The organism is Thalassotalea sp. ND16A (assembly GCF_000764205.1).
Lineage (GTDB): Bacteria > Pseudomonadota > Gammaproteobacteria > Enterobacterales > Alteromonadaceae > Thalassotalea_A.
The window spans coordinates 1-15634 of record NZ_JQDZ01000039.1 but is presented as its reverse complement, the minus strand read 5'-3'; the positions used below and the strand labels follow the sequence as shown (position 1 = coordinate 15634).

Here is a 15634-nt window from a genome sequence, read left to right as displayed (position 1 = left end):
AACTTCACTATTTTTAACTCTAATATAGATTGCCTAAAAATCAATATAAAATACAGTAAGTGGTTAATTTTTCGTGATTATTTAACTTTGCACCACCGAAAACATATCCCACATTGGGGTAAAAATACCTAACGCCAGTATCAGCACCATTACCGCCATGACTATAATTAAAATTGGCTCAACTCGGTCTGTTAAGGTTTTGAGATCGTATTCAACTTCTCGCTCATAATAATTTGCCACATTCTCAAGTAACTCATCAAGTTTGCCGGTTTCTTCGCCCACCGCGATCATTTGCAATACTAATGGCGTAAATAGGCCACTGGTGCTGGCTGTACGCAGCAGTGTTTCACCGGTTTCTACCTTTTTGCGCATACCGACAATTTTATCCGCCATATAAGAATTTCCGATAGACTCAGCGATTAAACTTAACCCTGTGGTTATAGGAACACCGGCCTTGAGCACAATGGCAAAGCCATGGGAAAAACGAGCAAGTAACGCCCGTTCGATTATCTTGCCAATAATGGGTATTACAAGCTTACGCTTATCCCAATGGTATAAGCCTTTTTCAGTAGCGACATAGCTTTTAATGGCTAAGCCGCTGACGGCAAACATAACCAGGATCAATAACCAATAATCGGTAAAAAACGTTGAACTGGTAATTAACATTTTCGTTGTCAAAGGCAAGTCCGTGTTAAATTGGCTAAACATATCGATAAACACCGGGATCACCCAAATATTCAGCACAAACATCGCGATAACGATAGCGAAGACGACAAACATTGGATAACGAATGGCTTGCCTGATATTTTTTTTGGTCTCTTCTTCGCGCTCGATATTTTCAGCAAGTTTGGCGAAGGATGGCCCTAACAGCCCGGTATTTTCGCCAACATGGATAACAGAGACGAACAATTGATTAAAGATATTTGGGTGATGCGCCATCGACGATGACAGACTAAAGCCTTTCTCCAGTTTCGCATGAAGATCAAGCATCACACTTTGTAAAGCCTTTGATGTTGTTGTTTCTGCCAAGCCCTTTATCGCACTTAATGTCGGTACCCCTGAACGTATTAACGCGTACATTTGCCGACAAAACATGATTAAATCAACCTCTTTTACCCTTTTTGGTTCAAACCTGACTGAAAGCTTAAGATCTTTCGATACTGATTTTGTGGCAGAATTTTTGATGGTGATTGGGATGATATTTTGCTTAGTCAATTGTTCAGCGACAGCGACACTTGTGCTCGCATCAACTGAACCTGAAATTTGTTTGCCCTGACTGTTACGACCAATGTAGTGAAAAAGTGCCATAATATTTCTGCTAACTAATATCTATCATTTCGGCTAACCGCAGTACTTCATCAATAGTGGTTACCCCCTGCTGTGCATAATCAAAAGCGGCCAATGCTAACGGTCTGTAATTTTTGCTTAGTTTAGCGGCCCGGGTGAATGCTTCGGTGTCTTCTCGTTTTAAAGCATCCATCATGGTCGAGTCCAGTTCTAATAATTCAAACACCCCAACTCGACCACGGTACCCCGAATAATTACAAGATTGGCAACCACTGCCTTTATAGAAGGTGCTGTTCACATCCGCTTTGGTCAGGTTTTCTAACCACACTTTTTCTTGGGGCTGCAGCGTATGGTCAATTTTACAGCCCTCACAAATGCGCCTTACCAGACGTTGTGCGACAATAGCCCTTAACGCACTGCTGATTAAAAACCCCGGCGCGCCCATGTCGAGTAAGCGAATTGCTGAAGTAATTGCATCGTTGGTATGTAGCGTTGATAACACCATGTGACCGGTTAAAGCTCCACGCATACCGATTTCAACCGTTTCGGTATCCCGCATTTCACCGATCATTAGTATATCGGGATCTTGACGTAATGATGTTCTTAACACTCGAGAAAAAGTTAAGTCGATTTTTTCATTCACCTGTACCTGATTTATTCGTGGCAGACGATACTCAACCGGATCTTCGACGGTAATAATTTTCTTTTCTGGCTGATTTAATTCAGCAAGCGCGGCATACAAAGTTGTGGTTTTACCACTACCGGTAGGACCTGTAACCAGCACCATGCCGTTTGGACGGGTGATTTGCAGGCGTAGTCGCTCAACCAGAGCTAACGGCAAGCCAGTTTTTTCCAGCTTGATTAAACCATCGGTTTGATCGAGTAAACGCATGACCACCGATTCACCGTGTTGCACCGGCATTGAAGAGATACGTACATCGATTTCATGGCCTTTTACCCGCAGATGAAAACGGCCATCTTGCGGCAGGCGTTTTTCGGAGATGTCCAGGCTTGCCAGCAACTTCAGTTTTAACACCAGGGCATTGGCAATTTTTACCTGTTGAATAATGCTCTCTTGTAATATTCCGTCAACACGCTGACGAATTCGTAACTGTTCTTTCTCTGGTTCAATATGTACATCTGAGGCACGCATTTGTACTGCATCTTCAAACACCGATTGCAATAATTTATCAACCGTAGCATCACTTGAATCATCACCAAAATCGGCGGTGCTAAAATCAATTTCCTTGACATCAACATATTCTTCTTCAAGTTGACTGGCAAAGGATTTGATGTCTTCGGTGCGGCGATATAAATTATCAAAAGCATTGAATAATTGCGATTCGGCCACCGCGGCAATGTTGATGACTCTGGGAGTTAAATAGCTTTCAAGCTGATCAATGGCATTCAAATCTGCAGGGTCACTCATGCCAACCAATACCGTATCTTCATCATACTCCAGCACCAACGCTCTTAACCGGCGGGCATGAACTTCTGGCAGTAACTCAACAACATTGGCGGCAATGAACCTTTGCGTAATATCGATAAAGGGTAAATTCAATTGCTTAGCAAGAAATTGCAACAACTGGCGTTCACTGATAAAACCTAATTCGATCAATGAAGCCCCTAACTTGCGATGGGTGGTATCTTGCAATTGCAGCGCGTGTTCAAGTTGGTCGTCAGAGATAATATTCTCTTCTACCAATAAATCTCCCAAACGTAACTGTAATTTGACTATCGACACTCTATCCTCCCAATGTCACTAATTGACGAGCAAAAGTAAAACTATTGACCAGCAAAAACGCACAAGTTAATAAAAATTTATACACCAATAAATTCCTTCTTGGTACTTAAACTGTACATTTCAATATTCAGCTTGCCATTTGGATAATCACTCACCGAATAATCAAACTCGTGCCAATAAAATGGCCAGGGCAATTGTTCAACTTTTTGCAAATAATCACGCAACTGCAAATAACTTCCTTCCAGCGAAATCCGAAAATTATGGCGGTAAAGGTCAATTTGCGGTGTTTGCCTATCCCGTAACACTTTTGCCGAACGCAAGTCCTTCCTAATTAACGGCTCTGGCGCCATTGACTTAAAGGACAACAGTGTTACCCCGGGAGAAAGCTGCAGCATATCTTGTAAAGCGCTGCGCATTTTATCCGGTAAAATAAGCTCATCCGTTAACGAACCTAATTCATTGTCGATGGCTTTTAATTTATTCTCAAATTGTGCGATTTGCTTATCCAAATCTTTATTCGCATCTTTTGCCAAACGTACTTGCGCTTTTTCTGATGCTATCGTTGCGGTAATATTTTTATTTTTGAATTGAGTAATTGCGCGCTGAAGTTTGTTCATTTTGGTGGCATTGGTTTCGAACGCGATGGCATTAAACAATAAATAAAAAATGAAAACACCCGCGAATAAGATGATATATTTCTCTCGGTTACTCAACTTTGAGAATTTTTCAGAAGATACAAACCATTGTTTTTGCATTAGTGGCTTCCCTCAGCTGCGCTTTGCTTAGAGCTTACAACAAATTGTGTATCACCTTTTTCATTGACCGATAAATTAAGTTGGGCAAAGTTTCTGCCCGACATAAAGGCTGCACCTTCAAATCCCGATAACCAAATAGGTACGGACTCAGCTTTCGGCGCCAAACCAGAAACACTGAAATTGTCATTGTCTATTTTGATGTTTTTTAAACTAATTTCACCGTGATGATTTATCGCCAATTCCGACATTATTCCGGCAAAACCGGTGAAACTTAGTTGGCTGTGATCGGTTAATTGCCGATGCAATATTTGTTTATTTTGAAAAATAAACTTTAATGTCGAAAGTTGATTGATTTTCTTTGAACTTATCGTACGGTTATCCAGCACTTGTTGATACTGCTTAAGCTTATTTTTCAACTGCACATTTTTTCTTTTTAACGCGATATATTCATCGTTAAATTGAGTATGAGTGATATTCAAGTAGGCGGTATATAGAGCAAAAATAGAAAAAAATACGGCCCAAACTCTTACCACATTGGTCAATGTTAGCCAGGATTGCACCGCGATTAATTCATCTTTTAGCAGGTTAATACGGGTTTTAGTCATTTACTACACCCACTTTTTCAAATTCTGTTAACGCACCAATACTGGCTGCACAATTGCGTAATTTCGCAAATGGCTCAGGCAATTCAATTTCTGATATTACTACCTCAGTATTTTTCGCTAAATTTTCGATAATAAAGTCTTCATGGGTTACCGGTAATAATACTTTTATCCGGGTTACTGGCGATTGTTTGAGCAGCCGTTCAAAATAGTCCATCGATTTTTGTATTTCAACGCTTAAAGAATCGCAAATGCCTTGGCTCAGTTGCTCTCTTGAATAGCCGCCGATATCATTAAAGCCGCGTAATCGCCGGGAGAAATATATTTCCCCCTGATTTACAATCAGTAAAAATACATCTTCAAACGGTTGCTGACATACCATTAAGGTTGAATTATCAACGTTATCGACTAAATTGGCAAAGGCAAATTCATCGGTGATGATGCCTTTAAGTTCGACCTGATGGCGTTTAAATGTATCGGTAAATTTTTTAAGATGAGAAAGGTGACTACAAACTACATTAATCTTTTCAGTGCCTGCAACAATCACGGGTGAATCAAAATAATCGACGATCATATCGTCCGGATCAATTGGTACGATATCCTTCACCAGCCATTTTATTGCTAAGGGAATTTCATCATCGGGTAAATTGGGCTTGTTAATTTGTACACTGTAGTAGTGACTAGCTGATAACACCAGATAACCCGAGCCGGTAAAGGTGTGAGTAGCTAATAGTGTTTGTAACCACTCACCGGCTGATTCTGTGGTTTCGGTAATAAACTCATCCGCTTTACACTCTTCATTAACTTCTTTTTCGAAGGCGTATGCCCCTACCTGGTTGCGCAAAGCAATACCGAATTTAACATTCGTATTCTTTTTGGAAAAAAGTGATCTTAATCCGTTCAACATCGACTTCATTTACCTATACATAGTTATATTATTATTTTGTACAGTGCTATCCCTGTTACCATTGAAGGTGTCGGTTTCAGCGCGCTTGCCCAATTTTTTTGAAAGCGACCCAATACAGTAAAAGGGTTATCTCCATTATGGCGGATTTACTCTTTGGTGCAAGACATTTATTATTGACCGATTACACGTTCAAAGTGAGCCCTTAATACATTTACATATATGTATAAAATCAGCAACTTAAAAGAAAACAAAGAAATGAGCAGTTTAAATAAAATAAATTATCCTGCCTTTAGCAAACATCAGGTTGAGGTGTTTATTAAGCGCGACGATTTAATTCACCCGATAATCTCAGGCAACAAATGGCGCAAATTGAAATACAACCTTAAAGCCGCCAAAGAGATGGGCAAGACACAAATTTTAAGTTTTGGCGGGGCTTATTCCAACCACATTCATGCCCTGGCTTATGCTGGTAAAATAAATAACCTCGACGCAATTGGCATCATTCGTGGTGAACCGCATTATCGAAATAATTTCACCCTAACTTGGGCAACACATTGGGGCATGACTCTTGAGTTTGTTGATCGTAAAACCTATAAACTGCGTCACAATGAAGAGTATTTGGCACAATTACAGCTGCAATACCCTGACGCTTATATTATCCCTGAAGGCGGCAGCAATCACTTGGCTTTACCGGGTGTAGGAGAAGTCATTACTGAACTTAATGAGCAACTAGAATATGACTATTTACTTACCCCGGTGGGCAGCGGTGGTACTTTGGCAGGCCTTATCAATGCAGATAACAATCAACATAATCTGCTCGGCATTGCCGTGTTAAAACAAGATGGCTATTTAGCCGATGAGGTGAACCTGTTATTAGCCGCACAAGCGAGTAACCTTGATAACTGGAAAATTTTGAATCAATTTCATCGTGGCGGTTACGGCAAGTATAAAACGGCAGATGCCCAGCGGATTTTGCAGTTTAGCCAACAAACTGGGATCCCCTTTGAGCCGGTATATTCAGGCAAGATGTTATTGGCCTTTCTCGATTTGTTAGAGCAGGGCTATTTTCAAGCTGGCGCCAAAATCGTGTTATTACACACTGGCGGGCTACAAGGTTTGGGCGGTATGGCGGAACGCGGCCTGCTAAATGCTGATGAGTGGCCTGTTCCAGAGAGAGCACCTAACTGCTAAGACCTAAAATTGAAAAAGTAGAAACAATTAACCACGTCATATCCCTGAGGAGCATAAGCGATATCAGGGACCTCATATAAAGCTAATGTGGTTTGGATATATACGCTCTTTGAGTGAGCGCAAATATTGTTTAAAAGCACGTTATGAATTAGGGAGGTCCCACATCTCGCTAGTGCTTGTGAAGGGATGACGGCGCTAACTTTCGAAGATTGTAAGTAGCTGCAATTTACTCATTCCACCCCAGATACTCGTACCCTGTATATGCTGCCTGTACCTTGTACCAGATTTACACAATAGTTAGCACATTCAAACATGCTGCCCGTAGCTAGAAGCCCGTAGCTTGCCACAAAACTTACACGATTAATCGTCAGTGCAAATATGCTGCTTGTACCCTGTACCTATTATCTTTTTATAACATCCCAGAAAGAGAATTAATTAACCCCTGGCGCAACGGTGGCTCCGCTTCAGTAAATTCAAGGTTCGCTTTGTTGGCAAGTGAAACAATTCGAGTTTGATACTTTTTCCGATCAATCACTTCAGAGCTGGTTTGTGTTTTTGAACCTGACTCGCCCTGTTTTAATACCGCTTTTTCTGACTGATTTACTCTTACCCCTTCTTTTGCTTTTTCAGAGATCTGAATGTCGGTGATCATAGTAAATAAATTATCATCGACCATGGCATCAAAAATAATGCCTAAACCGGCACCGGCAATACCGGCTGCAACCTGGCCGCTACCATCACCAATTTGCGCACCTGCGGCTCCAGCAAGTACCGCAGTGCCAAAAGTCCCAAATGAATCACCAGCACGTAGGTCAGTTTTTCCCACCTGCAAAATATTGACTTGTAACCAGTAGTGAGCAACATCTGGATTGTCGATTACTCGATAACCTTTGGCTGTTATTGCCGCACGCACTTCATTTTCATAAGTGAGCCCTTGCTTGTCAGAAGTATTGCGCAGTTGCAAAAACACCGTACGCTTTTCAGCAGAGACTGGATCTAACCAAACGGTCGATGACATTTTAGTTTGCACATCCAAATTGCGTTTTTTTACCGAAGTATGCAGTGCGCCACAACCGGCTATCGATATGGTAAATATCAATAAAAAGGCACTGCTCATATATTTATTTAGCGTTTTCATAATTAATCCTTATAGCCTTTATAAAATTCCCGACATGGATTGTATTAACCCTTCTAACAATTTCAATTCGGCTTCTTGCCACGTTAAGTTCACTTGGTTTGCGGTTGAAGTTATTCGCGTTTGATATTTTTTACGGTCGACGATTTCTTCACTGGTTTGTGTTTGCGTGCTTACCTCACCTTGTGTCAATACCGCCTGTTCCGACTGACTTACCACCACGCCAGCTTTCGCTTTTTCGGAAATTTGTAAGTCGGTGATCATCACAAACACGGTATCATCTACCAATGCATCCGTCAGTACGCCGATTAAACCGCCCACCACCGTCGCCGCTATCTTACCGTCACCATCACCAAATAATGAGCCGATTTCTGCCCCTTGTATGGCGGCACCAAAGCCCTGATCGGTTTTACCATCATTGGTACGTAAATCCGTCTTGCCTACCTGTAACACATTTGCCTGAATCCAATAGTGTGCTTGCTCTGGATCGTTAACTATAGTGTAGCCTTTGCTGGCGATGGCTTCGGTGACTGCTGCCGCATAATCTATGCCTTGCTTGTCTGACGTATTTCTTAATTGCAGAAATACCGTTCTTTTGTCGGCACTGACTGGATCCAGCACTATAGTTGCCGACATTATGGTCTCAATCGTTAAGTCTTTCTTGTTAACCGAAGTATGCAAAGCACTGCAACCTGACATCGCAAGTAACAATGATACAAATACCCAAGTTATTAACCGCTTTCTCGCAATCACCGGTATTACCTAAAAAAGCCTATTTTATAAATAGTAATGTATATGACCACAATTGTGTGTATTTTTATCCAAAAATTTGTAAAAATTTAATTACTAAATTGACAAAAAAGCACAGCTGGCGCTAAACAAGTATTTATCCTTTACGCTGTTATTGCTAATATTGAGGTTAATCAATTACCCTCGCAGCATTTACTACAGCAATTTGAGAAATATCATGAAGCGATTAAAGTCGGCCAGTTTAATTACTGCCATCAAAACTCCATATAACCAGCAAGGAAATATCGATTTAAACACCTACGATAAGTTGGTAGAACAACAAATTGCTGCAGGTGTCGACGGTATCATTGTAGGCGGTACCACAGGTGAAGGACATTTGCTGAATTGGGAAGAACATTTAATGTTGATTGCCCACAGTACTAACAAATTCTCTGGCAGACTCCTCATCGTCGGCAATACCGGCAGTAACAATACCCGAGAAGCGATAAATGCAACGGAAAAGGGCTTTGCCATGGGAATGGATGCAGCCTTACAAATCAATCCATATTATGGCCGCACCTCCACAGCAGGTGTGATTGATCATTTCAATCGCGTCCTTGCCGTTGGTCCGGCATTTATCTACAACGTACCGGGTAGAACAGGGCAAGACTTAACACCTGATATCATCGAATCGATTGCCAGCCATAAAAACTTCATTGGCGTAAAAGAATGTACTGGTAATGCACGTATTGATTACTATGAAAAACAAGGCATCGCCTGTTGGTCAGGCAATGATGATGAATGCTTTGCCGGCCGCCATCAGTTTGGCTCACATGGTGTGATTTCTGTTACTTCCAATATCATACCAGGCCTAATGCGTACCTTAATGGATGACAATAATGTGGAACTTAATGACGAGCTGCAAGAGTTGATGCAGTGGCTGTTCTGCGAACCGAATCCCATTGCCTTAAATACGGCGTTAATGATGACGAATGCGGTGGAAAAAATATTCCGTGTTCCTTACCATGCCCTTACCCTTGAGCAGCGCCAGCAAGGATTTGATTTATTATCTAAGCTTGATAGTAAGGATATCGTTGGCGATAACTTGTCATTATTAGATGACAGTGATTTTATTTATAAGATTTAGATTGGTAACCCTCTCTTTTCCCCATCCATGGTGCGAGAGGATAAGCACGTCCCCGGCAATTGCTCCCTGCTTTGCTCTGTGCTCTACCTCCATTATCCATGTTGTCGTAATATACAACGTCGATGTTGAAAATGTGCAACGCCGCTCCATACTTCCATGTATCCACGGCATTTAGGCCAATCCCTGGCCAAAAAAAAGCCTGCTAAAAGCAGGCTTTTTTACATCAAAAAGTATTTTTGATTAAGCTTGAGCGATAACTACAACGTTGATAGTTGTGTCTACGTCTGCGTGCAGGTGGATAACGATTTCGTTAGTACCAGTTTCACGGATTGAACCTAAAGGAAGACGAACTTCTGCTTTAACAACTTCAACACCAGCTTCAGTAATTGCTGCAGCAATATCGTTAGTACCGATAGAACCAAACAATTTACCTTCGTCACCCGCTTTAGAAGCGATAGTAACTTCAGCTAACTCAGTTAATTTAGCAGCACGTGCTTCAGCTGTAGCTAAAACACCCGCTAGTTTTGCTTCAAGTTCAGCACGACGAGTTTCGAAGTGCTCAACGTTAGCTTTTGATGCGATAACTGCTTTACCTTTAGGTAATAAGTAGTTACGAGCATAACCAGATTTAACCGATACCTGATCACCCAGGCCGCCTAACTTGGCAATTTTATCAAGAAGAATTACTTGCATTTTAATAGCCCCTTTAGGTTACTTGTGTAAGTCAGTATATGGTAATAAAGATAAGTAACGAGCACGCTTGATCGCACGACCAAGTTGACGTTGATACTTAGCTGATGTACCAGTAATACGGCTAGGAACGATTTTACCACTTTCAGTGATATAGTTTTTTAACGTTGCGATATCTTTGTAATCGATAGCGGCAGCGCCCTCTGCGCTAAAGCGACAGAATTTACGACGTCTAAAAAAACGTGACATGGATTTCTCCTAATATACGGTGTTACTTTTTTTAGCAAAAAACGCGCTAATATGGGTAAACACCTAATTAATCATTTCAATTTGTTGAGCATGTAATACCAAAATCGGGTTACCATTTCGGGTTTCGTGACGGTTGATAAAACCGCTCACTTTTACATTACTGCCCACAATTATTTCACGAGATAAATTTTGTGACCACTGTCCGGTTGCCACCACTTGCATTCTTGCGAATACTTGTCGGGTTAAGCCATTTTCGGTTTGCAGAGAGCGATGCTCTAATGAAAACTTAATATGGGCGATACCCGCAGGGCTTATCGATAATTCAGCAGTTTTTGCTACCGAGCCTATCAATACCAGGCAATTTTCAGTCACTAATTACTATTCTTCGCTTGCAGCTTCTTCAGCAACTGGTGCTGGCGCAGCTGGAGCTTCTTTAGCAACTTCTCTTTTCTCGCGGCGGTCTTCGCGACGGTCTTCTTTAGCAGCAGCCATTGCTGAAGCTTCAGTTACCGCGCCTTTAGTGCGCATGATCATGTTACGAATAACAACATCGTTATAACGGAAAGAAGTTTCTAACTCATCAATAACTGACTGAGGCGCTTCAATGTTCATAAGAACATAGTGTGCTTTGTGCAGTTTGTTGATTGGGTATGCTAATTGACGACGACCCCAGTCTTCTAGACGGTGGATTGTGCCTTCAGCAGCAGTGATCATGTCTGAGTAACGTTGGATCATACCAGTTACTTGTTCACTCTGATCAGGGTGAACCATAAATACGATTTCGTAATGACGCATTACGAGCTCCTTACGGTAGTAGCCTCTTTCTGGCTCAGCCAAGCACCAGTATAAAGGCAAGGAACAAAAGTTAAGGCTGAATTAAGGACGCGTATTGTAGGGAAAATGAGCAATTAAAGCAAGCATCTTTGGCAAACTCACGAAAACTAATCTAAGTTTAGCGTTTGCTAGCATTATTTAGCCAAATAAGGTTAATTAAACAAGGCGTTGGCGGACAATCTCAAACAGGCAAATACCCGAGGCCACCGATACGTTTAAACTGGATACCGAACCTGCCATCGGCAATTTTATTAACTCATCGCAGGTTTCACGCGTCAAACGCCGCATGCCTTTACCCTCAGCGCCCATCACTAAAGCCATTGGCCCTTTTAACTTACAGTCATATAACGACTGGGTTGCCTCACCCGCCGTGCCAATGATCCAAACACCCATTTCCTGCAGCGCTTTCATTGAACGGGCCAAATTAGTCACTTGCACTAATGGTATCGTTTCGGCAGCACCAACGGCAACTTTACGCACCGTAGGAGTAATTTTAGCGGCATTATCTTTGGGCACAATAATCGCTTGTACGCCAGCAGCATCGGCATTACGTAAACAAGCGCCAAGATTGTGTGGATCGGTAACACCATCGAGGATCAATAAAAACGGTTGTTCATTTTTCGCCAAGGTTTGCTCAACAATGTCGGATAAGTCATTTTCCGTGAACGCTTTGCCGGGTTTTACTTTAGCAATCACGCCTTGATGCTGCTCGCCAGCACTTTTATCGTCCAGCGCTTTACGGTGCATAAATTGCACCGAAATACCGTATTTACCGGCAAGGTTAATAATTGGTAATATGCGATCGTCTTCACGGCCTTTTAATAACCACAATTCAACGAAGCGCTCTGGCGCTATTTCCATCAGCGCGCTAACCGAATGAATACCAAAAACTAAATCATCTTGTTTTGCCATATTTCTCTTCTTTAATCTTTATAACCGATAGGTTGTTAATTCTTTTCTTGTTTACGGGCATTTTTACCCGGGCGACCTTTTGCTTTTTGTCTTTTGCCTGCCTTAGATTTGGCTTTCGGTTTTTTTGCATCTTTCGCTTTTCTGGCGCCAGGGACAAATGGTGATCTCTCGTCTGTTTTTTTCTTACTGGCTTTATAATCGGCGCTTTTGCTCTTTTTCTTTAATTTCTTATTGGCATCAAGCACGGTACTTTCGCCACCAAGTATTAAATCAATTTTCTTTTCTTCCAGATTTACTGCCGCAACCTGTACCTCAAGGATATCGCCAACATGATACTTTTTCTTCGAGTTCTCACCAATTAAGCACATTCGTACCTCATCATGAGTATAATAATCTTTACCAAGCGAGCTAATATGCACTAAGCCTTCAATATGAAAATCTTGTAAGCGCACAAAAAAACCAAAGCCAGTTACGGTTGCAATCACGCCACTAAAGGTATCGCCAACGTGATCTTGCATAAATTCACATTTTAACCAGTCAGAAACTTCACGAGTGGCATCATCGGCACGGCGTTCGGTCATCGAACAATGCTCACCTAGCTCACTCACTTCTTGCTCATCGTATTGGTAATAGCCAATATTTACCGAATTTTCTTGCTGGTTATTGATAATCGACTTGATCACCCGGTGAATGACTAAATCAGGATAACGTCGAATTGGCGAAGTAAAATGTGAATACGCAGGTAACGCCAAACCAAAATGACCAAGATTTTCGGCCTGATAGACCGCTTGCTTCATTGAGCGTAATAACATGGTTTGGATCAGCTCTTTATCCGGCCGGTCACTCACTTTTTCAGTGATAGCACCAAAATCAGCCGGAGTCGGTTCTTCTTTTTTCTCCATTTCGATGCCAAGCTCATTAAGATAAGTGACCAGGTTATTGTATTTGTCCTGGTTTGGTTTATCGTGAACTCGATAAAGCCCAGGCTTTTCATGTTTAGCAACAAATTTGGCGGTGGCAACATTAGCCAAAATCATACATTCTTCGATGATTTTATGAGCATCATTACGCACTACCGGCACTACTGAATCAATTTTTCTGTCGGCATTGAAAACAAAGCGCACTTCTTCGGTTTCAAATTCAATGGCGCCACGGTTGCGACGGGCACCCACCAGACAATGATAGAGTTTATGCAGCTCTTCCAAGTCTTTTACCTGACTCTGGTAGTAATCACGTAAATCTTTGTCTCCCTCTAGAATTGCTGCCACTTTGGTATAAGTAAAACGGGCATGGGAGTTCATTACCGCCGGGTAAAATTTCGCCCCGGATAACTTACCATTGGCGCTGATGGTCATTTCACTGACCATACACAAACGATCGACATTTGGATTCAACGAACACAAACCGTTTGATAACACTTCCGGCAGCATTGGGATCACTTGATTCGGGAAATAGACCGAGTTACCGCGTTTTATCGCCTCACCGTCAAGCGCGGTGCCTGGCCTGACGTAATAACTGACATCGGCAATGGCAACCCATAAACGCCAACCACCAGATTTTTTCGGTTGACAATATACCGCATCATCAAAATCTCTTGCATCTTCTCCATCAATGGTCACTAATGGTAGTTCACGTAGATCGATACGACCTTGTTTTGCCGCCTCATCCACTTCAGGCGTCAGTGACTGTATTTCTGCTAATAACTCTTCCGACCAGGAGTGGGGTAAATCGTGTTGATGCAGTGCAACTTGCACTTCCATACCCGGCGCCATATGCTCGCCCAGGACTTCGCTAACTTGCCCTAATGGTGTGTTGCGCTTGCTGGGACGCTGAATAATATCAACAATCACCATTTGCCCATGACGAGCACCTAAATGCTTGCCTTTTGGCACAATGATTTCGTGACTGATTCTGGCATCTTCCGGGATCACGGTAATAACGGAATGTTCAACGAAGATGCGGCCAATAATCTTATCTGTTCTTGGCTGCAATACATCGAGAATTTTAACTTCTTGTTTACCTTTATTATCGGTGCTTGCCGTTACTCTGGCTTCAACGATATCACCATGAATAAGTTTGCGCATTTCATAGTAAGGAATGTATAAATCTTTATCGCCTTCATCCGGCTTGAGAAAACCAAAACCGTCACGATGACCAATAACCTCCCCGGTTATTACCTCGGATGCGGTAGCAATGGCATATTGTTTAAATTTGGTAAACACTAACTGCCCGGCATTTTCCATCGCCCGTAAACGGCGTTTCACCCCAATAATTTGCTCTTCATCTTTATAGTCTAATTCTTTACAGAACTGGACAAAGGTCATCGGGTGGCCTTTTTGCTCTAACAGCGCTAACAGAAATTCACGACTCGCGACAGGCTTATCGTATTTGGCGGATTCTCGTTGGAAGTGGGGATCTTTATGTTTCACTAGTTATACTATTTGATTTTTTTATTAGTATAACATAACAAGTTATCAAGGGTTGATTATCATCGTTGGATGAATATTTGATGGTTGGCGGGACTGCAGTCTCACGGTTGGCGATAGCCAGCTTAAGTTGCCTGCGGCAATAACGCGAGGTTGAAACCCCGCCAACCCATAGGTTCTGAGCCCTGGTTGGCGGGACTTTAGTCTCGCAGGTTGATAATGCCAAGCTCTGCTTAAAATGGAAAGGGCATCCGTACACTCTCGATAAAAAACGCTATCTATACTTTATTTTGGACAAACAAAAAGGGCACCCTTACGGATGCCCTTTTCATTTTCAATTAGGAGCCTAGCGATGACCTACTCTCACATGGGAACTCCCACACTACCATCGGCGCAACTGCGTTTCACTTCTGAGTTCGGCATGGGATCAGGTGGTTCCACAGTGCTATTGTCGCTAGACAAAAATCGGATAAATCTTGAAGACTTAATTGATTAAATACTTTAGTAAATAATTAATCAATTAAAGCTTCACTCTAATTTTAGAGTAAAAAGCCCGTTCATAAGAACGGGCTTTTCGAAATTAGGAGCCTGGCGATGACCTACTCTCACATGGGAACTCCCACACTACCATCGGCGCAACTGCGTTTCACTTCTGAGTTCGGCATGGGATCAGGTGGTTCCACAGTGCTATTGTCGCCAGACAAAAACCATTTCGTTAGAAATGCCCTAAAAATCATGTGCTGAACTTGGTTCAGTATCATTTCAGGGTCTCCTGACGCCTATTGTGCATCAGTCTTCTAACATAATTTGGAAAAAGCTAGTATTAAACCTGAATCTTACTCATGATTCTATGTTATGCGTGATTTATATTTCTATAATCTTTGTCAGACCATACAAGCCAAAACTTCTTGGGTGTTGTATGGTTAAGCCTCACGGGCAATTAGTATCAGTTAGCTCAAGACCTCACAGTCCTTACACACCTGACCTATCAACGTTGTAGTCTCCAACGACCCTTTAGGGGACTTA

At 42.0% G+C, this 15634-nt stretch carries 15 protein-coding genes and 3 rRNA genes; 2 read left to right on the top strand and 16 right to left on the bottom strand.

Features of this window, described 5'->3' with window-relative positions; all coding sequences use genetic code 11:
- Nucleotides 1–81: 81 nt before the first annotated feature.
- From ND16A_RS12555 to ND16A_RS12575, 5 genes are all read right to left on the bottom strand, one after another.
- Complete coding sequence (locus tag ND16A_RS12555) at nt 82–1308, bottom strand: type II secretion system F family protein (protein ID WP_033076945.1); 1227 nt, start codon at nt 1306–1308, stop codon at nt 82–84.
- A 10-nt stretch (nt 1309–1318) separates the two neighbouring features.
- Nucleotides 1319–3031, bottom strand: a complete 1713-nt coding sequence (locus ND16A_RS12560) for a GspE/PulE family protein (RefSeq protein ID WP_033076944.1) — start codon at nt 3029–3031, stop codon at nt 1319–1321.
- 77 nt (nt 3032–3108) lie between these two features.
- A complete protein-coding gene (locus ND16A_RS12565) occupies nt 3109–3786 on the bottom strand; it encodes a hypothetical protein (RefSeq protein WP_033076943.1) in 678 nt (225 codons plus the stop codon).
- On the bottom strand, nt 3786–4391 hold the full coding sequence (locus tag ND16A_RS12570; protein ID WP_033076942.1) for a hypothetical protein: 606 nt from the start codon (nt 4389–4391) through the stop codon (nt 3786–3788). Before ND16A_RS12570 ends, ND16A_RS12565 begins: the two co-directional genes overlap by 1 nt.
- A complete protein-coding gene (locus ND16A_RS12575) occupies nt 4384–5232 on the bottom strand; it encodes a hypothetical protein (RefSeq protein ID WP_152593837.1) in 849 nt (282 codons plus the stop codon). Before ND16A_RS12575 ends, ND16A_RS12570 begins: the two co-directional genes overlap by 8 nt.
- A gap of 318 nt (nt 5233–5550) precedes the next feature.
- On the opposite strand from ND16A_RS12575, the gene ND16A_RS12580 reads away from it, so the two are divergent.
- On the top strand, nt 5551–6486 hold the full coding sequence (locus ND16A_RS12580; protein WP_235282010.1) for a 1-aminocyclopropane-1-carboxylate deaminase/D-cysteine desulfhydrase: 936 nt from the start codon (nt 5551–5553) through the stop codon (nt 6484–6486).
- Nucleotides 6487–6895: 409 nt separating this feature from the next.
- On the opposite strand, the gene ND16A_RS12585 is transcribed toward ND16A_RS12580, so the two are convergent.
- Nucleotides 6896–7624 (bottom strand): complement resistance protein TraT, encoded by a 729-nt coding sequence (locus tag ND16A_RS12585; protein ID WP_052072968.1) that lies wholly within the window; start codon nt 7622–7624, stop codon nt 6896–6898.
- Between the two features lie 18 nt (nt 7625–7642).
- Nucleotides 7643–8374, bottom strand: a complete 732-nt coding sequence (locus ND16A_RS12590) for a complement resistance protein TraT (RefSeq protein ID WP_052072967.1) — start codon at nt 8372–8374, stop codon at nt 7643–7645.
- 214 nt (nt 8375–8588) lie between these two features.
- On the opposite strand from ND16A_RS12590, the gene dapA reads away from it, so the two are divergent.
- Nucleotides 8589–9497: a 4-hydroxy-tetrahydrodipicolinate synthase gene (gene dapA, locus ND16A_RS12595; protein ID WP_033076939.1), complete on the top strand. Its 909-nt coding sequence runs from the start codon at nt 8589–8591 to the stop codon at nt 9495–9497.
- A gap of 240 nt (nt 9498–9737) precedes the next feature.
- Here dapA and rplI read toward each other — a convergent pair whose 3' ends face one another.
- From rplI to ND16A_RS0118975, 9 genes are all read right to left on the bottom strand, one after another.
- Nucleotides 9738–10190 carry a 50S ribosomal protein L9 gene (rplI, locus tag ND16A_RS12600; protein ID WP_033076937.1) on the bottom strand — a complete coding sequence of 151 codons (453 nt, stop codon included), beginning with the start codon at nt 10188–10190 and terminating at the stop codon, nt 9738–9740.
- Between the two features lie 18 nt (nt 10191–10208).
- Nucleotides 10209–10436, bottom strand: coding sequence for a 30S ribosomal protein S18 (gene rpsR, locus ND16A_RS12605; protein WP_033076936.1), 228 nt, complete (start codon nt 10434–10436; stop codon nt 10209–10211).
- 63 nt (nt 10437–10499) lie between these two features.
- A complete protein-coding gene (gene priB / locus ND16A_RS12610; RefSeq protein ID WP_033076935.1) occupies nt 10500–10808 on the bottom strand; it encodes a primosomal replication protein N in 309 nt (102 codons plus the stop codon).
- A 6-nt stretch (nt 10809–10814) separates the two neighbouring features.
- The gene (rpsF, locus tag ND16A_RS12615; protein ID WP_033076934.1) at nt 10815–11231 is read right to left on the bottom strand and encodes a 30S ribosomal protein S6; all 417 of its coding nucleotides are present in this window, start codon (nt 11229–11231) and stop codon (nt 10815–10817) included.
- Nucleotides 11232–11426: 195 nt separating this feature from the next.
- Nucleotides 11427–12182 (bottom strand): 23S rRNA (guanosine(2251)-2'-O)-methyltransferase RlmB, encoded by a 756-nt coding sequence (gene rlmB / locus ND16A_RS12620; RefSeq protein WP_033076933.1) that lies wholly within the window; start codon nt 12180–12182, stop codon nt 11427–11429.
- Between the two features lie 35 nt (nt 12183–12217).
- Nucleotides 12218–14611 (bottom strand): ribonuclease R, encoded by a 2394-nt coding sequence (gene rnr / locus ND16A_RS12625; RefSeq protein ID WP_033076932.1) that lies wholly within the window; start codon nt 14609–14611, stop codon nt 12218–12220.
- A 341-nt stretch (nt 14612–14952) separates the two neighbouring features.
- Nucleotides 14953–15067, bottom strand: a 5S ribosomal RNA gene (gene rrf, locus ND16A_RS12630).
- A 127-nt stretch (nt 15068–15194) separates the two neighbouring features.
- Nucleotides 15195–15309, bottom strand: a 5S ribosomal RNA gene (gene rrf, locus ND16A_RS12635).
- Between the two features lie 218 nt (nt 15310–15527).
- Nucleotides 15528–15634 (bottom strand): 23S ribosomal RNA (locus ND16A_RS0118975); the annotation flags it as partial.

Coding starts and splice junctions, on each gene's coding strand:
- dapA (WP_033076939.1), top strand. CDS start 8,589: ATGAAGCGATTAAAGTCGGCCAGTTTAATTACTGCCATCAAAACTCCA.
- ND16A_RS12580 (WP_235282010.1), top strand. CDS start 5,551: ATGAGCAGTTTAAATAAAATAAATTATCCTGCCTTTAGCAAACATCAG.
- rpsF (WP_033076934.1), bottom strand. CDS start 11,231: ATGCGTCATTACGAAATCGTATTTATGGTTCACCCTGATCAGAGTGAA.
- rpsR (WP_033076936.1), bottom strand. CDS start 10,436: ATGTCACGTTTTTTTAGACGTCGTAAATTCTGTCGCTTTAGCGCAGAG.
- ND16A_RS12585 (WP_052072968.1), bottom strand. CDS start 7,624: ATGAAAACGCTAAATAAATATATGAGCAGTGCCTTTTTATTGATATTT.
- ND16A_RS12570 (WP_033076942.1), bottom strand. CDS start 4,391: ATGACTAAAACCCGTATTAACCTGCTAAAAGATGAATTAATCGCGGTG.
- rlmB (WP_033076933.1), bottom strand. CDS start 12,182: ATGGCAAAACAAGATGATTTAGTTTTTGGTATTCATTCGGTTAGCGCG.
- ND16A_RS12565 (WP_033076943.1), bottom strand. CDS start 3,786: ATGCAAAAACAATGGTTTGTATCTTCTGAAAAATTCTCAAAGTTGAGT.
- rplI (WP_033076937.1), bottom strand. CDS start 10,190: ATGCAAGTAATTCTTCTTGATAAAATTGCCAAGTTAGGCGGCCTGGGT.
- ND16A_RS12555 (WP_033076945.1), bottom strand. CDS start 1,308: ATGGCACTTTTTCACTACATTGGTCGTAACAGTCAGGGCAAACAAATT.